This window comes from Acidovorax sp. FG42 (assembly GCF_057809195.1).
This window is the reverse complement of record NZ_JBMDJM010000001.1, coordinates 81,484-101,059: the sequence shown is the minus strand read 5'-3', so window position 1 is coordinate 101,059 and position 19,576 is coordinate 81,484. Positions and strand designations below refer to the sequence as shown.

Here is a 19,576-nt window from a genome sequence, read left to right as displayed (position 1 = left end):
TGATTTTATCTGCCCAGGCTGGCAATTGGCTGTCAAAGGCCTGCGGGCTCTGGGGTGAGAGCCGCGTCCTCTCACGCCCATCACGCCCTTCGCTCTTTACCCCGCGCTGGCAGGGCCTGCAGGCGCGCGCATGCTGCCCGTCTCCACATACCGCTGGTGCCACGACAGCGCCTCGTTCAGCAGGTGCGGCGTGTGCTGACCCACGGCGCCGCGCTTGGCGCGGGCCACGTAGTCGTGCAGCGCGGGCCGGAAGTCCGGGTGTGCGCAGCGGTCGATGATGATTTCGGCGCGCTGCGAGGGCGAGTGCCCGCGCAGGTCGGCCAGGCCTTGCTCGGTGACGAGGATCTGCACATCGTGCTCGGTGTGGTCCACATGCGAGGCCATGGGCACGATGCACGAGATGCTGCCGTTCTTGGCCAGCGAGGGCGTCATGAAGATCGACAGGTACGCGTTGCGCGCAAAGTCGCCCGAGCCGCCAATGCCGTTCATGATGGCCGAACCCATCACATGCGTGGAGTTCACGTTGCCGTAGATGTCGGCCTCGATCATCCCGTTCATCGCGATCAGGCCCATGCGGCGGATCAGCTCGGGGTGGTTGCTGATCTCCTGCGGGCGCAGCACGATGCGCTGCTTGTAGTAGTCGATGCGGTCGTTGAAGTCCTGCATCGCTGCAGGGCTCAGCGACAGCGCCGTGGCCGAGGCGCTGGCCAGCTTGCCCGAGCGCAGCATGTCCAGCATGCCGTCCTGCAGCACCTCGGTGTAGGCCGTGAGGTTCTCGAACGGGCCGTTGTTCAGCCCGGCCAGCACCGCGTTGGCGATGTTGCCCACGCCCGACTGCAGCGGCAGCAGGTCTTTGGGCAGGCGGCCCTTTTTCACCTCGTGCTGCAGGAACTCGATGATGTGGCCCGCGATGCGGTTGGAGGTGTCATCGGGCGCGGCGTACACGCTGTTGCGGTCGGGCTGGTTGGTCATCACCACCGCAATCACCTTGTTCGGGTCGCAGCGCAGGTAGGGCTCGCCAATGCGCTCGTCGGGCCGCGTCATGGGGATGGGCTTGCGGTGTGGCGGCCGGTCGGTGCCGTAGTAGATGTCGTGCATGCCCTCCAGACCCGGGTTGTGCCAGGCATTCACCTCCAGAATGATCTTGTCGGCCTGGTCCAGCCAGGTCTTGTTGTTGCCCACCGAGGACGAGGGGATCAGGCGCCCGTCGGGCAACACGCCCGCCACCTCGACCACCGCCACATCCAGCTTGCCCAGAAAGCCAAACCACACAAACTGCGCCACGTGCGACAGGTGGATGTCCACATACTGCATCTGCCCCGCATTGATCTGGCGGCGCACCGTGGGGTCGGACTGGTAGGGCAGGCGCATCTCGATGCCGTCCACCTGGGCCAGCGCGCCGTCCAGCTCCGGCGCGGTGCTGGCGCCCGTCCACAGCCCGATCTTGAAGCCATGGCCCTGTGCGTTCAGGCTTTCGATGCGGCGCGCCAGCGCGCCGGGCACGGCCTTGGGGTAGCCCGCGCCGGTGAATCCGCTCATGCCCACATGGGCGCCGGCAGGGATCAGGGCGGCCGCCTCGTCGGCGGTCATGGTGCGGGAGAGAAAGTCGGGGTACAGCACCCGATCGGCCAGGGACATGAACAAACTCCGCAAAAAGAAAAAGGCCACCCGCCCGGTGAGCGGATGGCCCTGTGGACAAAACCCAAGATGCTAGCCTTCGTTCCTTACAAGTTAAGGGTTAACCCTTACAAATGCGGTTCAGCCCGGTCTCATCCACAGATTACGCCGCTTTGCGGTTGAGCAGCGCGTACAGCAGGATCGCTCCGAACGTGGCGGTGCCGATGCCGCCCAGCGCAAACTGGCCGAACTTCAGCGTGAAGTCGCCCGTGCCCAGGATGAGGGTGATGGCCGCCACGATGAGGTTCTTGTTCTGCGAAAAGTCCACCTTGTTGTCCACCCAGATCTTGGCGCCCGCCACCGCGATCAGGCCAAACACCACGATCGACACCCCGCCCATCACCGGCAGCGGAATGGTCTGGATCAGTGCGCCGAACTTGGGGGAAAAGCCCAGCACCAGCGCAAACACACCCGCCAGCAGGAATACGGCGGTGGAATAGATCTTGGTCGCCGCCATCACGCCGATGTTCTCGGCATAGGTGGTCACGCCCGTGCCGCCTGCGCTGCCACTGACCATGGTGGCAATGCCGTCACCGATGAACGCGCGGCCCATGTAGCGGTCCAGGTTCTGGCCGGTCATGGCCGTCACGGCCTTCACGTGGCCCAGGTTCTCGGCCACCAGGATGATGGCCACGGGTGCGATCAGCAGCATGGCATTGCCGCTGAACTGCGGGGCCGCAAAGTTCGGCAGGCCAAACCACGCAGCGTTGGCCAGTGCGGTCAGGTCCATGGGCTTGCCCAGGCCCAGGCCGTTGGTCAGCACTGCATAGATGATGCTGGCCACGATCAGCCCCACCAGGATCAACAGGCGCTGCACCATGCCGCGCGTGAGCACGGCCACCAGGCCCACGCTCACAAAGGTCACCACCTGCATCCAGCTGTCAAAGTTGCCGGCCGCCATGTTCTTGATGGGGATGCCCGCCAGGTTCAGCCCGATCACCGCCACCACCGAGCCCGTGACCACGGGCGGCATGAAGCGCTCGATCCAGCCCGTGCCGATGGCTTGCACCAGCGCGCCGATGAGCGTGTAGACCAGGCCACACGCAATGATGCCGCCCAGCGCCACGCCGATGTTGGCGTTGGCTCCCTGGCCTGCATACCCCGTGGCCGCGATCACCACACCGATGAACGCAAAGCTCGACCCCAGGTAACTGGGCACCTTGCCGCCGGTGACGAGGAAGAAGATCAGCGTGCCGATGCCGCTCATCAGGATGGCCACGTTCGGGTCAAAGCCCATCAGGATGGGCGCCAGCACCGTGGCGCCAAACATCGCAATCACGTGTTGCACGCCCATCACCGCCGTCTGCGGCCAGGGCAGCCGCTCGTCCGGCGCGATCACGCCGCCTTGTTGCAACACCTCAGCGCTTTTCACGCGCCAGTTCATGAATCCCATCTTGTTGGTTCCTTGTTGTTGAGGCGCGAATGCTAGTGGATGGGGATGGCCTTGCCGTGAACCTGCGCGTCAGTTGCCAGGCGTTCACCCGCGTTGTGCCGGGTTAGCATCTGCGCCAACCTCTGCTCTGCCTGCCACAGCCACCGCCGCCATGCACCCTCAGCCGTCCTGCCCCTCTTGCCGCCAGCCCATGGAGGCGCACCGGTTCACCAGCAACCAGGGGCACGCGCTGGAGCTGGACATTTGTTTTGCCTGCCAGGGCCTGTGGTTTGACCGGCACGAAAACCTCAAGCTCTCGCCCCAGTCGGTGGTCGAGCTGTTTCGCCTGCTGCACGAGCACCGCACCGACCAGCACCAGCCCCTGTCCGAGAGCATGGCCTGCCCGCGCTGCAACACCAGCCTGGCCAAAGGCTTCGACGTGGTGCGCAGCGGCCGCTACATGATCTACCGTTGCGGGCGCCAGCATGGGCGCTTCAGCAGCTTCTCGTCCTTCATGGTCGAAAAGGGCTTTGTGCGACACATGACGCGCCCCGAGATTGACGACCTGGCCCAACGGGTGGGCGCCATCTACTGCACCAGCTGCGGCGCGCCCGTGGACATCCGCAAAGACCACGCCTGCCCCTATTGCCGCGCCGCGTTCTCCCTCATCGACCCCCATGCCGTGGTGCGCGCCATGGAGGGTTATGCCGCCGCGAGCGCCAAGGCACCGGTGGCGTCGGCGTCGCCCGTGGACATTGGCGACGCCCTGGTGGCCCTGGAGCGCGACCGCGCCCGGGCCGAGCGCGAGCGCCAGAAGCGCGCATTCACCACGGCCAGCAGCGACGCCAATGACAGCTCGTTCACCGGCGATCTGCTGGCGGCCGGGGTGGCGCTGGTGTGGGCGCTGATGAAGGACTGAGAACGTGAACACGTGCTGAGGGGCCCGCCAGCGCATTGACATACCGCAGTACGCGCTGCGGTCATTCACGACAGACTGAGGCCGACCCTTCAGAATGGTCGCAGGCCCTTGCCCTGACCTTGGGCCCCCGCATCCCACCCAACCGTGGCGCCCGCTGCCACCGGAGGAGCGCCCCGTGCCGCAGTCCCTTCCCCGACGCCGTGTTGTCCGACCGCCGCGCAGCGCTGCGCCCGCAGAGGGCGTGACCCGCTGCGCTGTCAGCCTGCCGTTGCAGCGCGCGCAGCTGCCGCCCGTCCCCAGCACCCTGCTCATCCCGTTGGCGGCGCGTGCCTATGGGGGGCGCTATTTCCCCTTGCTGGACTGCCACGATGCCGTGGCCCCGGCGCTGCTGGCGCAGATGGATGCCGATGTGAGCGGTACCCTGGACGACCTGCCCACGGTGCTGCATGTGCTGTGGCGCACCAGGGCCATTCAGGCGGCGGGGCGCGCCTTTTTTGCCGCGCATCCGCAGGCCCTGGGCGTCAACCTGGGGTGTGGGCTGACCCACTATTTCCAGTGGCTGGACGGGGGGGCCAACCAGTGGCTCGATGCCGACCTGCCCGAGGTGATGGCGCTGCGCCGGCCGCTGCTGCCGCCGCCGTGCCCGCGCATGCGCCACGCCGATCTGGACCTGTCACACCCCGGCTGGTGGCAGCGGCTGGGGCTGCCCACGCAGCGCAGCGCCACGCCGGTGCTGCTGGTGTGCGAAGGCGTGCTGATGTACCTGCCGCCCGCGCAGGTGCATGCCGTGCTGGCCGAGTTTGCGCAGCATGCGCCGCCAGGCTCGCGCATGGTGCTGGACGTGATGACGCGCCGGGCCGTGGGCTGCGCGGCCCGCCACGCCAGCGTGCGGGCTACGGGTGCAGAGTTCCGCTGGGGCGTGGGCCGCATGGCGGAGCTGGAGGCCATGCACCCGCGCCTGCAGTTGCTGCGTGAGCAAAGCGTGGCGGAGGGCTATGGCTGGCCGGGCATTGCCATGGACTTGCTGTGGCGCCCCTGGCTGGGTGCGCCGCTGTATGGCCTGGCGACGCTGGGAATCGGGGAATGAAGTCCCACTGAGTCGTCTTTGGCGAATTGCCCGCAGTGGGGGCTACCCGTTACTCCCGCTGCGCCTGTTGTAGGGCGCGGCTACGGCCTGAGCGCCAGTGCGCGCATCCATTGGGGTGGCTGGCCCGTCAGCTGCCCCACGATGGCCGCCTGTAGGGGCGGTAGGCGCCGCGCGCCTTGCAGCACCAGCTGGCGCAGCAGGCGCGGCACCGGGCGGGCGTCGGTGTACAGCCGCACGATGGCGTTGGTGCCCTGGTAGATGGGCCAGGCATTGCGGTGGTGGCCCTGGGCGTAAGGGGCCAGCGCGTCGGCGCTGCCCATGTCCTGCCCGCGCTGGCGCGCGCTGACCAGCGCGGCCGTGAGCCGCTCCACCCCGGCCAGGCCCAGGTTGTAGCCGTGGGCTGTGACCGGGTGCATGCCCACGGCGGCATCACCCAGCAGCGCGCAGCGGTGGCCCGCAAAGCGCTGGGCATACACGGCCACCAGCGGGTAGGCGTGCCGCTCGCCCACCAGCGCCATAGCCCCCAGCCGGTCGTTGAACTGGGCCTGCACCTGGGCGGCAAAGGCCTCGGGGCTTTGGGCCATCAGCGCCGCTGCGTCGGCCGCGCCCGCTGTGACCACCACCGAGCACAGCGCGTGCCCCGCCTGTGGGTCATCGGGCAGGGGCAGCACGGCCAGCGTGCGGTCGTAGCCAAAACATTCGTGCGCCACGTTGCCATGGGGCAGGGCGTGGCGCATGCGGCAGACGATGACGGTGCGGCCAAAGTCAGTCATCTGCGCGCCGATGCCCAGCTGGCGGCGCGTGGCCGAAAAGCGGCTGTCGGCGGCGACCAGCAGCGGGGCCGTCAGGCGTTGGGGTGGGGCGTCAGGGGTACCAGCCGGCACATAGTCCAGCTCTGCATGCCCGGCCAGCGTGGCTGCGCGCGTGACCTGGGCCTGGGTGACGATTTGAACCCCCGGCGTGCGCGCCGCCACGGCGTAGGCGGTGCGGCGCAGCGCATGGTTGGGCACGATGAAGCCCAGCGCGCCGGGCGCTGCACCCTCCGGGGTCTGCGGGGTGCTCAGTTGCAGCGCGCTGTGCTGGCCCAGCGGGCCGTCGTGTACCTGGGCTTCGCAGATAGTGCCCACCTCATGCGCGGCCAGCAGGCCCCAGCTGCCCAGGCGCTGCAATGTGTCGCGGCTGGGGTGGGTCAGCGCGATCTCGCGGCCGTCCGGCGCGGGCGCGGCCAGCGCGCTGTCGCTCTGCTGCTCGACCACGGTGGCGGTGAACCCGGCTTGCGCCAGGGAGGTTGCCAGCGACAGGCCCGCCGGGCCTGCGCCGACGATGAGGACGTCGCTGTGGTGGGTGGTCATGGCGGGAGGAATGCAGGGTGACAAGGTGCCCGCCCCGGGACGGGGAGGCAGCGCGCCATTGTGGGCGGGCGGGTTGGGGCACGCTTTGCCCTGCGTCAAGCCATGGTGTGGTACTGCTATCCAAAAAATAGCTACTCAGGCATGTGGTTCTAGCGCCTGGGGGCTAAAACCTGCAAAACTCAGTCTTTGGCAGCCTTGCGCGGGCTTTTGGCGGACTTCTTTTTGGCCGGACCCGCCTTCTTGCCGCGCAGATGCAGCACCCACGTCACCAGCAGCCACAGGTAGCCCGCCGGGATGCTGTACGCCGCCCAGGCCGCCAGCGACAGCGGCGGCGCGGTGATGGAGCGGGGGTTGGCAATGGTCTCCAGCAACTGGCGCGTGCCGGTGCCCAGTGTGGGCGTGGCGTGCTGGCTGCCCGAGCGGGCCATGAGGGCGCCCATGAAGGTGAAGAACTCCATGAGCAGCGCGCCGATCAGAAAGCACGCCAGCAGGGCCATCAGCTGCGCCACCGCGCGCCGGTTGCCCTTGGCCAGGAACACGATGACCGACACCAGCCACAGCACGGGCAACAACAGGGCCAGGGCGGGCCAGGCGGACAAGAGCATTTTCATGGGCAGCGACGTCGAGATGTGTTGCGGCCCATTGCCGCACCACCAATGTGGCTGCGGATGATAGACCCACCTTCACCCCCGGCTGGGGGCGGTTGTGTGTCAGACCGCATCTCCACGCCGGCCGCAAGGGTGGGCCAGTCTCCGTCAGCGTGGAGCGTTTGGCCGGGGCGCTGAGGTGTTGGCGGCGGCCGGGTGGCCTGCGTGGTGCGTTGGGCCCACCATCTCGCGCATGCGGCGGCGCAGGGCGCGGTCGCGGCGGTCGTCGGCTTCCCAGTCGGCTTTCACGCCACGCCACAGTGCCAGTGCCATCAGCAGGATGACGGCAGTGAACGGCAGCGCGAACACGATGGTGGCGGTCTGCACCGCCTTCACGCCCCCGGCCAGCAGCAGGCTGATGGCGATGCCCGACACCAGCACGCCCCAGGTGATCTTGACGCGCGCCGACGGGTTCTCATTGCCGCCCGTGCTCATCATGCCCAGCACCAGCGTGGCCGAGTCCCCCGAGGTGACGAAGAACACGAGCACCAGCACGGTGGCCACGAACGACATCACGGCACCCCAGGGCAGCGCGTTGAACATGGCAAAAAGTGCGGTGGACACATCGGCCTTGACGGCTTCCGACAGAGGCACGCCCTGCATGATCTCCAGATGCAGGGCCGTACCGCCGAACACCGAGAACCACACAAACGCGGCCAGCGTGGGCGCCAGCACGGTGCCCAGGATGAATTCGCGAATCGTGCGCCCGCGCGAGACGCGTGCGATGAACAGGCCCACAAAGGGCGACCAGCTCACCCACCAGGCCCAGTAGAACACCGTCCAGCCGCTCACCCAGCCGCTGTCGCGGAACGGCGTCATGCGCAGGCTCATGCGCACGAACTCGCTCAGGTAGCTGCCCAGCGTGTTGGTGAAGCTGTCGATGATGATCACCGTGGGGCCCAGCACGAACACCGCCAGCGCCAGCAGTGCGGCCATGACCAGGTTGATGGTGGACAGCCACTTGATGCCCCGCGCCACGCCCGACACGGCCGAGGTGAGGAACAGCACCGTCGTCACCACGATGATGCCCACCTGCCAGGCCTCGTTCACCGGCACGCCCATCGTGGCTGCCAGGCCGCTGTTGATCTGCAGCGCGCCCATGCCCAGCGAGGCGGCCACGCCAAAGGCCGTGGCGATCACCGCGAGGATGTTCACGACGGGCCCGATGCGCTGCAGCGGCGCCCAGGGCAGCGCCATCACCGCCGTGCTGACCAGCGCTGAGCCGCCCCGGCGGAACTGGAAAAACGCAATCGCCAACGCGACGATGCTGTACACCGCCCAGGGGTGCAGGCCCCAGTGGAAGAAGCTGTAGCGCATGGCCGCGTTGGCGGCTTCGGGTGTATTCGGCGCGATGCCGGGCGGCGGCGTGCCGTAGTGCGAGATGGGCTCTGCCACACCCCAGAACACGAGGCCGATGCCCATGCCCGCCGCAAACAGCATGGCAAACCACGCGCCGATGGAGAATTCGGGCTCGTCGTCCTCCTGGCCCAGCTTCAGGTCTCCATAGCGGCTGAAGGCCAGGATGAGCGCCATCACCACCAGGCCCAGAACCACCCACAGGTAGAACCAGCCGAAATTGCGCGTGATGGCCGCCAGGGCCGTGTCGAACACGGTGCCCAGCGAATCGGGCGCAACCACGCCCCAGAGCACGATGGCGAGGATCAGCCCCGCCGAGATGAGAAGTTCCATGGAGTCACCTTTCTCGAAGATCAACAAAGGATGTGCTGCCGGGCGCTATCAGGCACCGGCGCGCTGTTCAGTACCAGCGGCAAAACCCGGCAGACTCCGTCGCGCAAAGACGACGAAAGGCGGTCTCCCGGGCTGCCTGGTGCGCGACAACGCGCAGCCAAGGGGGCAGACAGGAGCGTGCCGAAACACATCACGAAAAAAAGGCGGGCCCGACGCAGCAATGCGTGGCCCTGGAGGCCCACGCACACCCGGGTGACCGGGGTACGGATGCCTCCATGCCGATGCGCGCAGCGGTGGCGCGGCAAGGCGGTTTATCTGCGGACGAATGCGCCAGGAAAGGCGGCCGTCAGGCAGCAAAGAAGCTGCACGCAGAGAGGGAGAAGCCGCAATTTTATGTAACACCCCACAACAGCTGCGGGAAATACCGCAGTCAAGCGCAGGGACGCTGTCAATTTGGAGACGTGCCAGCATGGTCAGTGGATGGGCCCGCTGGTACGCTGCGTCGCCATGGAGACAACACACACAACCCCGCCCTACATCCCCCAGATCCGCCTGTACCAGAACTGGTTGCGCGATACGCGCGGCCTGCAGTTCGACAGCTATGACGCGCTGTGGCGCTGGTCCACCACCGAGCTGGATGCGTTCTGGCAAAGCGTGTGGGACTACTTTGATTTGCAGTCGCCCACGCCCCACACCGCCGTGCTCGCCAAGAACACCATGCCCGGCGCGCAATGGTTCCCTGGCGCCCAGGTCAACTACGCACGCCAGGCGCTGCGGCACGTGGATGCTGCTCACGCGGCGGGCCTGCCCGCCATCATCAGCCGCAACGAAAAAGGCCAGCACCGCGAGCTGAGCTGGCCCGAGCTGCGCCGCCAGGTCGCGTCGCTGGCCCTGCACCTCAAGGCCCAGGGCGTGATGCCGGGCGACCGCGTGGCCGCCTACCTGCCCAACGTGCCCGAGGCCATGATCGCCTTTCTGGCCACGGTGAGCATCGGCGGTGTGTGGAGCATCTGCGCGCCCGACATGGGCACGCATGCGGTGCTCGACCGCTTTCGGCAGATCGAGCCCAAGGTGCTGATCGGTGTGGACGGCGTGACCTACGGCGGCCGCGACCACGACCGCCGCCCCGTGCTGGCCGAGCTGCGCGAAGCCCTGCCCAGCGTGCAGCACGCGGTGCTGCTCGGCAATCTGGATGCTTCTGTTTCGATAGCTGGATGGGCAAGCTGGACTGGCGCTACCGCCCGAAATGACGCTGAAACGGTGGCTTTCGAGCCCATGTGGCTACCGTTTGACCACCCGCTGTGGATCGTCTACTCCAGCGGCACCACCGGCCTGCCCAAGCCCATCGTGCACGGCCACGGCGGCACAGTGCTGGTGGCGCTGCAGCTCAAGGTGCTGCACAACGACATCGGCTGCAGCTACGAGGCCAACAGCTTTGGTGAGCGCTACCACTGGTACAGCTCCACCGGCTGGGTGATGTGGAACGCGCAGCTCAGCGGCCTGCTGTCGGGCACCACCTGCGTGATCTACGACGGCAACCCCGGCGGCAGCAAGGACCACCCCGACTGGGGCGTGCTGTGGCGTTTTGCGGCCGATACGGGCGTGACCTTCTTCGGCGCGGGCGCGGCGTTTTTTGCCAACTGCATGAAGGCGGGCATCACGCTCAGCGACTATGGCGACCTCACCCGCATCCGCGCGCTGGGCACCACGGGCTCGCCCTTGTCGCCTGAGGTACAGCAGTGGGGCACGGCGCAGTTTGAAGCCATTGGTACGCACGACATCTGGTGGAACAACATTTCAGGGGGCACCGACTTTTGCGGCGCCTTCATCGGCGGCAACCGCGAGATGCCGCAGGTGCCCGGCGAGATGCAATGCCGCATGCTGGGCGCGGCCGTAGAGTCGTGGGACGCCGAGGGCCGCCCCGTGCAGGACGCGGTGGGTGAGCTGGTCTGCGCGCAGCCCATTCCATCCATGCCGCTCTACCTGTGGGGCGACAAGGACGGTTCGCGTTATCTGTCGAGCTACTTCGACATGTACCCCGCAGGCCACGGCCGCCAGCCCGGCGGTGGCGACGGCCCCGCCAGCATGGGCGCGGTCTGGCGGCATGGCGACTGGCTCAAGATCGGCGCCAACGGCGGCTGCGTGATCTATGGCCGCTCTGACGCCACCATCAACCGCCACGGCCTGCGCATGGGCACGAGCGAGATCTACAGCGCGGTGGAGGCTCTGCCCGAAGTGCTCGACAGCCTGGTGGTGGACCTGGAATACCTGGGCCGCGAGAGCTACATGCCGCTGTTTGTCGTGCTGCGCCCTGGCTACGCGCTGGACGACGCCCTGCGCGCGCGCATCAACGGCGCCGTGCGCACAGCGCTGAGCCCACGCTTTGTGCCCGACGACATCTTTGCGGTGGCCGAGGTGCCACGCACGCTGAGCGGCAAAAAGCAGGAGCTGCCCATCAAGAAACTGTTGCTGGGTCAGCCCATCGAGAAGGTGGTGAACAAGGACGCAATGGCCAACCCAGGGTGCTTGGACTGGTATGTGGCGTTAGCGGCACAGCGGGCGAGCGTGCTGCAAAAATAATAGCTGCTAGCGCTTATTTAATAAGCGCTAGAGCCTTGCTTAGATGCAAATGTGGGTGCGACACCGAGGCGCACTGTGCCTCAGGGGGGTCAGTCCAGCTTCGCGCCAGACGCCTTGATCAGCCGCTCCCACACCGGGCGTTCCTTGTTCATGGCGGCAGTGAACAACGCTGGTGAACTCTTCTGCACGTCAAAACCCATGGCGGTGATGCGCTGGGCCACATCAGGATGCTCGGTGGCCTTGCGCACCTCGGCCGCAACGCGCTCCAGGATGGCGGGCGGTGTGCCTGCGGGGGCTCCAAACGCCAGCCAGCCCGCCACGCGGTAGGCCTCGTCGTTCAGGCCCTGTTCGCCCAGCGTGGGCACGTTGGGCAGCGTGCCCATGCGGCGCTCGCCGCTCACGCCAATGGCCTTGAGCTTGCCGGCGTCGATGTGCGCCTTGACCTGCAGTGCACTCGCAAAAGCAATCTGGATCTGCCCGCCCAGCAGGTCCTGCACCATGGGCGCCTCGCCCCGGTAGGCCACGTGGCTCATGTCGGCGTTCTGCGACTGGCTCATGTACGCACCGGCCAGGTGCGGGTAGGCACCCGTGCCGTACGAACCGTAGGCCACCTTGCCTTTGTTGGCGGCGATGTATTTCAGCAGCTCAGGCCCCGTGGCCACCGGCACGCTGGGGTGGGCCACCAGCACCAGGGGCGCGATGGCGATCTGGTAGATGGGCGCGATGTCCTTCTCGGGGCTGTAGGGCAGCTTGGTGTACAGGAACTGGTTGGTGAGCATGGAGTTGCTCAGCGCCAGCAGCAGGGTGTAGCCGTCCGGTGCGGCCTTGGCCACCGCGTCGGTGCCGATGATGCCGGCCGCGCCAGGCTTGTTGTCGATGACCATGGGCTGGCCCAGGCCCACGGCCATCTTCTCAGCCAGCACGCGCGCCAGCACGTCGGTGGCGCCGCCGGGGGCGAAGGGCACCACCACCTTGATGGGCTTGTTGGGATAGGCGGCCTGCGCCCAGGCGGCGGTGCCGGTGCAGGTGGTGGCAGCCGCCAGCGCGGCGGCGCCGAGCCAGGAACGGCGGGTGAGGGCGTGGAAGGGCATGGGTTTGTCTCCTGTCATGGTTATAAAAATCACTCTGCGGGCTCCGCGATGCATGGTGGCGGGCCGGGGCCTGGCTGTCACGCCATGGGCTTATGCGGTCTGGGGGCTCCCTGCGGCGGGAGCGGTGGTGACCCGCACGGTGAGGGGCAGGGGCGCGAGCACTTCGCGCAGGCGGGCCTGCAGCGCGTCTGCGCCGGGGCCTGGAGCCACGGTCACGCGCACTGCGCTGTCGCCCTCGGGCTGTACCTGGGGGCGGGGGCTGCCCGGGGCTTCTGCGCACACGCTATCCACCAGCGCCTGCACCGTGTGGCAGGCCGCGCGCTGGCGCAGCTCGGGCTTGTAGATCTTGCCCACGTTGGTCACGGGCATGGTCTCGATCACCTGCACCCACCGCGGGCGGGCCACAGCCTCGTCCACGCGCTCGGCGGTAAAGGCCATCAGTTCTGCTTCGGTCACCTGCTCACCTGGCCGCAGCGTGGCGTACACCACAGGCAGCTCGCCCGCATAGGCATCGGGCGCGCCCACGGCGGCGCACAGCTGCACGGCGGGGTGGGCGCCCAGCGCGTCTTCGATCACCTTGGGGTCGATGTTGTGGCCGCTGCGGATGATGAGGTCCTTGGAGCGGCCGCTCAGGTGCAGGCGGCCCTGGTCGTCCACAAAACCCAGGTCGCCCGTGGCCAGCCAGCCGTCGGGGGTGAACGCCTTGGCGGTATCGGCCGCGTCCAGAAAGCCGGAGAACAGGTTGGGCGATTGGAACAGCACCATGCCCGGCTGGCCCGGCGGCAGGTCTTGGTCGGAGGCATTGCCCTGCGCATCCAGCGCCACCACGCGCAACTGCGTGTAGGGCAGCCGCCAGCCGACGCAGCCTGCGGGCGCGTTCACGCCGGGGGGCGTGATGGTGGAGATGCCCGCCATCTCCGTCATGCCCAGGCTTTCGTGGATGTGCAGGTTGAACAGGCGCTCGAACCGCGCCGCCAGCTCGGGCGCCAGGATGGCCGCGCCGGTGCGGCAGTAGCGCAGGGTGGAAATGTCGGCCCCGTCCAGCGGCACATTGGCCAGCGCTGCCAGCACCGTGGGCACGGCGGACAGGTAGGTGCAGCGGTAGCGCTCCACCAGCCGCCAGTAGTTGGCAATCACCTCGCGGTTGCGGAACAGGCCGGTGGTGGGGATGATGGTTTCCACCCCCGCCGACAGCGCCGCCAGCGAGCCCGGCAGCACGCCCGCCACATGGAACAGCGGGTAACCGTTGATGCCCACGTCCTCGGGCCGTATGCCCTGCATCTGCACGCTGCCCCAGGCGGTGAACACCTGCGCGCCATGGCTGTGGCGGGCCAGCTTGGGCGCGCCGGTGGTGCCGCCGGTGTGGAAGTACGCGGCGATGTCCGTGGCTGCGATGCGGCGGCCGCTCACCAGGTGGTCGCTCGGGTGCTGGTGGCGCGCGGCCAGGTCCAGCACGCCAGCGGGCAGGGCGGGCGCGGCACCCGGCGCCTCATCGTGCGGTGCCACGCGCAGCACTGTCTGCAGCGTGGGCACCAGGGCGCGCAGGCGCAGGGCCTTGCTCCAGTAGCCCAGGTCGCCCTCGCCGCCGTAGGCAATCAGCACCTTGGCGCGGGCCAAGGTCATCATGGCCGCAATCTTCTCGTCGGTGAGCATGGGGTTGAGCGGCTGCACGATGCCCGCCGCTTCGCCGCCCCACAGGGCCAGGTGGTATTCCAGGCAGCCGGGCAGCAGCACGGCCACCGCGTCTTGCGGGCCCACGCCCAGGTGGTGCAGCAGGTTGGCCGTCTGGTGGATGCCGGTGAGCAGCTGGGCGTACGACCAGCGGATGGGCTCGACTGCCGGGTCGGCGGTGGGCAAAAAGGTCAGCGCCGTCTTGTCGCCAAACGCTGCCGCCGAGTTCACAATAATCTCGTAGGTGCTCTGCACCGGCAGCGCCTCGGCCAGGGGGCGGGCTTCGATCCGTTCCACGTCCTGCAGGCTGCGCACCGGGGCACCGGGGGCAAAAGGCAGGTGGAGCGGGGGCATCTGAGGGAGGCGCATGGCGTGTCTCGGGTCTTATCTCGGGTCTTGTGGGGGAGGTCGGGTCGGTCACAGGGCGGATGCGGCATCGTCCTACCCTGCCGCGCCCGCCGCGTGGCCACAGTCTGTCTGTGTGTCCGCGCAAAAGCAGTCACGCAGATGTCAGAGAGGGTTAACGATCCCCTGCGGTGCGGCACACCCATAATGGACCTTGTTGATTGCCACTGCGCGCGCCTCCGCGCGCCCTTCCTCCATGAACACTCCGCAACCGCCCAAACGTTTTTCGATGATCCGTGAGTTCCACCTGGCCGACTGGTTCACGCTGGGCAATGCGGTCTGCGGCGTGGGCGCGCTGTTCTCGGTCATGTCGTACCTGGAGACCAGCAATGTGGTGCACTTGTACTTTGCATGTGCCCTGGTGCTGGCCGCGCTGATCTTTGATGTGCTGGACGGCCGCATCGCCCGCTGGCGCCAGAAAAGCTCGGCCATGGGCCGCGAGCTGGACTCGCTGGCCGACGTGATCTCGTTCGGCGTGGCCCCGGCCATCATTGCGTATGGCTGCGGCATGCAGGGCCTGTACGACCGCATCGTGCTGGCCTACTTCGTGGCCTGCGGCGTGTCGCGCCTGGCACGCTACAACGTCACGGCCGAAACACTGTCGGGCGACGACGGCAAGGTCAAATACTTCGAGGGTACGCCCATTCCCACCTCCATCGTGCTGGTGGGCCTGCTGGCCCTGGCCGCCTGGCTGGGTGCGGTGCGCGAGAACCTGTGGTTTGGCAAGCTGCTGATCGGCGGCTTCACGCTGCACCCGCTGGTGCTGCTGTTTGCGCTGTCGGGGTCGCTGATGATCAGCCGGATTCGGATTCCGAAGCTCTGAGCCACTCGCGGGTTCGTCCCGTCTTTCTGAACGTCGAACCCCATGGCACTCCAAAAAATCGCAGCGTTCTCCGACGGCACCCAGGGCGGCAACCCCGCCGGTGTGTGGATCGGTGACGCGCTGCCCAGCCCCGCCGACATGCAGCGCATTGCTGCCGAAGTCGGCTTTTCTGAAACCGCGTTTGCCGCGCCGCTGGGCGATGGCCGCTGGCGGGTGCGCTACTTTGCGCCCGAGAGCGAGGTGCCGTTTTGTGGCCACGCCACGATTGCCCTGGGCGCCGCGCTCGCGCAGCGCGAGGGCGACGGCGTGTTTGCCCTGTCGCTGAGCCAGGCCGAGATCACGGTCGAAGGCCGCCGCGCGGGCGATCTGGTGCAGGCAGCGCTGCAGTCGCCCCCCACGCGCAGCGGGCCTGTGTCGGCTGGGCTGCTGGCCGATGCGCTGGCCCTGTTTGGCCTCAGCGCGGCCGATCTGGACCCGCGCATTCCGCCCGCGCTCATCCACGGCGGGGCCGACCACCTGGTGCTGGCGCTGCGCAGCCGTACTGCGCTGGCGGCCATGCACTACGCGCTGGACGTTGGCCGCACGCTGATGGTGAATGCCAAGCTCGTCACCATCGTGCTGGTGTGGGTGGAGTCGGACCGCCTGCTGCACACCCGCAATGCCTTTGCCTCGGGCGGCGTGCTGGAAGACCCGGCCACGGGCGCTGCCACGGCCGCACTGGCGGGCTACCTGCGTGACCTGGGTTGGCCGCACGGCGGCGCCATCGACGTGGTGCAGGGCGAGGACATGGGCATGCGCTCGCGCCTGCGGGCCGAGATCGGGCCCGCGCCCGGCAGCTCCATCCGCGTGTCGGGCACGGCGCGGTGGATGGATGACAGCGAATGAGTTCTGCTATTGAAAATATAGCTGCTAGCGCATGATGCACTAGCGCTACTGCCTGATTTGTGCAGAAATCGGGCAAAACCGGCGCGTTGGGGGCCTTGCCCGCCCTGCCTTGCCTCCCGCTCAGGCGCTGATCTCGTCCTGGAGCCACTGCACAAAACGCAGCGTCTCCGGTGACGGGTCCGGCGCCATGCCCAGGTAGTGCCGCGTCAGCGGCAGCCGCAAGCTGGGCAGCGGCGACACCAGCCGCCCCGAGGCCAGGTCGTGGGTGATCAGCGACACCGGCGCTACCGCAAAGCCCAGCCCGTCCAGGGCGGCCTGCAGCACAAAGTGCAGGTGGTCAAACTGCAGGCAGCTGGCGGGTTGCAGCGCGGGGGCGCTCACCAGCTTCTTCCAGCTCTCCCAGTCCTTGCTGCGCGATTTGGACAGCAGCAGCACATGGGCCGACAGCACCTCGGGCTGCGCCACCGGGCGCTGGGCGAACAGGGCGGGCGCGCCCACCACCAGCGCCTCATCCTCCAGAAACGGCTGCACCTGCATGCCCGGCGGCCACCCGCGCGGGCCGCGCCGCAGGGCCAGGTCGAAGGCTTCGGTGGCATGGTCTGGCGCCAGCGTGCTGGTGATGACCTGGGGTTCGATGTCCGGGTGCTGGGCCACAAAACCCGGCAGCCGGGGAATCAACCAGCGCACCGCAAAGCTGGGCCGCACATTAATCTTGACGCTGCGCAGCCCGGCGTCGCCGCGCAGCGCCTGGGCGGCGGCGCCGATCTGCGCGAGCGCAGGGCCGACCTGCGCGTGGAACTGGTGGCCCGCCGCCGTGAGCAGCACCTGCCGCGTCTTGCGCTCGAACAGGTCCACGCCCAGGTGGGTCTCCAGCGCCTTGATCTGGCGGCTGATGGCGCTGTGGGTGACGTGCAGCTCCAGCGCTGCGTGGGTAAAGCTCTGGTGCCGCGCCGCCGCCACGAAGGCGCGGACCGCGTTCAGCGGGGGCAGGCGGGGTGGCATGCGGGGGATTTTCACACGCGGGCTTTGGCACTCTGCGGTTGCTGCCGCAGCGGTGCAGGCTGCCAAAGCGCCCTATGGCCTCGTCGGATCAAGGTATCCCAGCCCGGCGCGCATTAGACTGCCCGGACCGAATGGCCCGCGCTGCCGTTGCCGGCGGTTGGCCCCACCCCTGCACCTTGCCCATGACGCTCGACCTTGCCACCTTGCTGGCCGCCACCATGGCCGCTGCGACCGCCCAGGCGCTGCCCATTGTGTTTGTGGCCCTGCGTGCCCGCTTGCACCGGGGGCTGGCGTTGTGGGGGCTGGGGCTGGTGGTCAATGCGCTGTCCTACCCAGCGTTCGGCCTGCGGGCATTCGGCTGGACCGAAGTGTCGATCCTGGCAACCAACCTGCTCAGCGGCCTGACGCTGGTGCTGCATACCCTGGCGATTGCGTCGTTTCAGCGGCACCGCGCGCAGCCTGTGCGCTCGGCGCTGGTGTGGTTGCCCCTTGCCGTCAACATGGTGGTGGTGCTGTGGTTCATGCGGGACGACCATTGGCGCAACATCCTGGTCGCCGGCATCCAGAGCGTGATGGCCGGCATGTTGCTGTACCAGGCCTGGGGCCCCGCGCTGGTCGAGCGGCGCCTGACGGGCCGCTGGGTCCTGATTGCCGGCTGCGCGGGCTTGGTGCTCACGCTGGTCGTGCGCACCGCTTACATGGTGTGGGCGTCCGATTGGGATGCCGTCTACAACGTGCCGGGCCAGGTGCAGGGGCTGACCTATTTTGCGGTGATGGCCGTTCTGTTGGTCAACAGCATGGGCTTTGTGCTGATGCAGATGGAATTCGCCCTGGAGCAGCAGCACGCCTTGGCCACGCACGACAGCCTCACCGGTCTGTACAACCGCAGTGCCCTGCAAGACCTGCTGCCAGCGCTGGGCGCGCGTGCTCGGCGCCAGGGGGAACCGCTGGCTTTCCTGATGCTGGACATTGACCACTTCAAGCGCGTCAACGACACCTATGGCCACCTGGCCGGAGACGCCGTGCTGCGTGAGGTGGCGCTGCGCATTCGCCAGCGGCTGCGCCAGGCCGACGTGGTCGCCCGCTATGGCGGAGAAGAGTTTCTGGCGGTCTTGCCTGCCACCGACCAAGCCGGCGCACTGCGCCTGGCAGAGCATGTGCGCAAGGCCATCGAGTCGCCGCCCGTGCGGCTGGCCAACGCCATGGTGCCGATCACCCTCAGCGTCGGCGTGCACGCCGGCATTCCAGACGATTCCCCCCGGGCCCTGGACGCGCAGATCGGACTCAGCGACGAGGCGTTGTATGCCGCCAAGAACGCGGGCAGAAACCGCGTCGAATGGCGTTAGGGCTGCTGCACAGGTCGCAGTGCCTCAGCCCGCAGGCCGCCGGTTCACCAGCACGATGCCCGCTGCCACCAGCACCAGCGCAGCCACCAGCCCGGGCGTCACAGGCTCACCCAGCCACAGCGCGCCAAACAGCAGCGCAAACACGGGCGTGAGAAATACGAACACCGAGATCTTGGTGGCTGGGTAGTGCGCCAGCATCCACATCCAGGCCAGATAGCTCACAGACGCACCCACCAGCGCCTGCACCAGCAGCGAACCCCAGGCAAAGCCGCTGAACTGCCAGACCCAGGCCTCGCCCAGGCCCAGCGACAGTACCGGTAGCACCGCGGTGCTTACCGCCACTTGATAGAAAAGCTGCTTGGCAGGCGCCACACGCGCCAGGGGCGTGGTGCGGATGACCACCGTGGTCAGCGCCCACATCAGGCCTGCCGCCAGCCCCAGCAGATCTCCCAGCCAGCCTTGTGGCAGCGCTGTGCTGGCGTGGCCCAGCAGCCCGTCGCCCAGCGCCAGCCCCACGCCCACAAAGGCCGCGGCCAGGCCCAACCACTGCCAGCCCTGCAGGCGCTCACCGGGGATGAAACGCGGCAGCAGCAATGCCACCCAGAAGGGAGACGCATACAAAAACACCGTGAGCCGCGACGCGGTGGTGTACTGCAGGCCCAGGTAGATGCACGCGAACTCGCCGGCAAACAGCGCCCCCGCCAGCAGTCCGGCGCGTGTGGCTCCGGCGGGCTCGCCCACGCCGGAAAGGCTGATACCACGCCACAGGCACCAGGCCGCCACGGCCACCGTGGCCAGCGCAAAGCGCACAAAGGCCTGGAACACCGGCGCCACCTCGGCCACCGTGGCCTTGACCAGCACCTGCTGGAAGCCCCAGAACATGCAGCAGGCGAGCAGCAGGGAGATGGCGAGGGCGTCGATGTGTGTTTTGCGGGTGGAAGGCATCGGTGCATTATCAAAGGGCGCGCCTGCTCTGCCGGTCGCCTCGGTGCATCCGCTGGCCGCCTTGCGGGCCCCTGCGCACATCGGA

15 protein-coding genes are annotated in these 19,576 nt (G+C 67.9%); 6 read left to right on the top strand and 9 right to left on the bottom strand.

Features of this window, described 5'->3' with window-relative positions; translation table 11 throughout:
- Positions 1 to 96: 96 nt before the first annotated feature.
- Both scpC and ACODSM_RS00445 read right to left on the bottom strand, forming a co-directional pair.
- Positions 97 to 1,638, bottom strand: coding sequence for a succinyl-CoA:acetate CoA-transferase ScpC (gene scpC / locus ACODSM_RS00450; protein ID WP_309827599.1), 1,542 nt, complete (start codon positions 1,636 to 1,638; stop codon positions 97 to 99).
- 142 nt (positions 1,639 to 1,780) lie between these two features.
- Entirely contained in the window at positions 1,781 to 3,070 is a 1,290-nt protein-coding gene (locus tag ACODSM_RS00445) for a solute carrier family 23 protein (RefSeq protein WP_309827597.1), read from the bottom strand.
- Between the two features lie 151 nt (positions 3,071 to 3,221).
- On the opposite strand from ACODSM_RS00445, the gene ACODSM_RS00440 reads away from it, so the two are divergent.
- Together ACODSM_RS00440 and ACODSM_RS00435 are read left to right on the top strand one after the other, a co-directional pair.
- Complete coding sequence (locus tag ACODSM_RS00440) at positions 3,222 to 3,968, top strand: zf-TFIIB domain-containing protein (protein WP_488803959.1); 747 nt, start codon at positions 3,222 to 3,224, stop codon at positions 3,966 to 3,968.
- A 175-nt stretch (positions 3,969 to 4,143) separates the two neighbouring features.
- Positions 4,144 to 5,055 (top strand): class I SAM-dependent methyltransferase, encoded by a 912-nt coding sequence (locus tag ACODSM_RS00435; protein ID WP_488803958.1) that lies wholly within the window; start codon positions 4,144 to 4,146, stop codon positions 5,053 to 5,055.
- Between the two features lie 80 nt (positions 5,056 to 5,135).
- Here ACODSM_RS00435 and ubiM read toward each other — a convergent pair whose 3' ends face one another.
- From ubiM to ACODSM_RS00420, 3 genes are all read right to left on the bottom strand, one after another.
- Positions 5,136 to 6,407, bottom strand: coding sequence for a 5-demethoxyubiquinol-8 5-hydroxylase UbiM (gene ubiM / locus ACODSM_RS00430; RefSeq protein WP_488803957.1), 1,272 nt, complete (start codon positions 6,405 to 6,407; stop codon positions 5,136 to 5,138).
- 179 nt (positions 6,408 to 6,586) lie between these two features.
- On the bottom strand, positions 6,587 to 7,018 hold the full coding sequence (locus tag ACODSM_RS00425) for a hypothetical protein (protein WP_488803956.1): 432 nt from the start codon (positions 7,016 to 7,018) through the stop codon (positions 6,587 to 6,589).
- A 144-nt stretch (positions 7,019 to 7,162) separates the two neighbouring features.
- Positions 7,163 to 8,743 (bottom strand): BCCT family transporter, encoded by a 1,581-nt coding sequence (locus tag ACODSM_RS00420; protein WP_488803955.1) that lies wholly within the window; start codon positions 8,741 to 8,743, stop codon positions 7,163 to 7,165.
- A 507-nt stretch (positions 8,744 to 9,250) separates the two neighbouring features.
- On the opposite strand from ACODSM_RS00420, the gene ACODSM_RS00415 reads away from it, so the two are divergent.
- Positions 9,251 to 11,323 (top strand): acetoacetate--CoA ligase, encoded by a 2,073-nt coding sequence (locus ACODSM_RS00415; protein ID WP_488803954.1) that lies wholly within the window; start codon positions 9,251 to 9,253, stop codon positions 11,321 to 11,323.
- Between the two features lie 89 nt (positions 11,324 to 11,412).
- Here ACODSM_RS00415 and ACODSM_RS00410 read toward each other — a convergent pair whose 3' ends face one another.
- On the bottom strand, positions 11,413 to 12,414 hold the full coding sequence (locus ACODSM_RS00410; protein ID WP_110960556.1) for a Bug family tripartite tricarboxylate transporter substrate binding protein: 1,002 nt from the start codon (positions 12,412 to 12,414) through the stop codon (positions 11,413 to 11,415).
- Between the two features lie 90 nt (positions 12,415 to 12,504).
- Complete coding sequence (locus ACODSM_RS00405; RefSeq protein ID WP_488803953.1) at positions 12,505 to 14,454, bottom strand: acyl-CoA synthetase; 1,950 nt, start codon at positions 14,452 to 14,454, stop codon at positions 12,505 to 12,507.
- Positions 14,455 to 14,686: 232 nt separating this feature from the next.
- On the opposite strand from ACODSM_RS00405, the gene pssA reads away from it, so the two are divergent.
- Positions 14,687 to 15,313, top strand: a complete 627-nt coding sequence (gene pssA, locus ACODSM_RS00400; protein ID WP_488803952.1) for a CDP-diacylglycerol--serine O-phosphatidyltransferase — start codon at positions 14,687 to 14,689, stop codon at positions 15,311 to 15,313.
- Between the two features lie 42 nt (positions 15,314 to 15,355).
- Entirely contained in the window at positions 15,356 to 16,198 is an 843-nt protein-coding gene (locus ACODSM_RS00395; protein ID WP_488803951.1) for a PhzF family phenazine biosynthesis protein, read from the top strand.
- A gap of 120 nt (positions 16,199 to 16,318) precedes the next feature.
- On the opposite strand, the gene ACODSM_RS00390 is transcribed toward ACODSM_RS00395, so the two are convergent.
- Positions 16,319 to 17,200, bottom strand: a complete 882-nt coding sequence (locus tag ACODSM_RS00390; protein ID WP_488803950.1) for a LysR substrate-binding domain-containing protein — start codon at positions 17,198 to 17,200, stop codon at positions 16,319 to 16,321.
- A gap of 182 nt (positions 17,201 to 17,382) precedes the next feature.
- Here ACODSM_RS00390 and ACODSM_RS00385 point away from each other — a divergent pair, with 182 nt between their 5' ends.
- Entirely contained in the window at positions 17,383 to 18,546 is a 1,164-nt protein-coding gene (locus tag ACODSM_RS00385; RefSeq protein WP_291433234.1) for a GGDEF domain-containing protein, read from the top strand.
- A gap of 24 nt (positions 18,547 to 18,570) precedes the next feature.
- On the opposite strand, the gene ACODSM_RS00380 is transcribed toward ACODSM_RS00385, so the two are convergent.
- Positions 18,571 to 19,491 (bottom strand): DMT family transporter, encoded by a 921-nt coding sequence (locus ACODSM_RS00380; RefSeq protein ID WP_488803949.1) that lies wholly within the window; start codon positions 19,489 to 19,491, stop codon positions 18,571 to 18,573.
- Positions 19,492 to 19,576 lie beyond the last annotated feature (85 nt).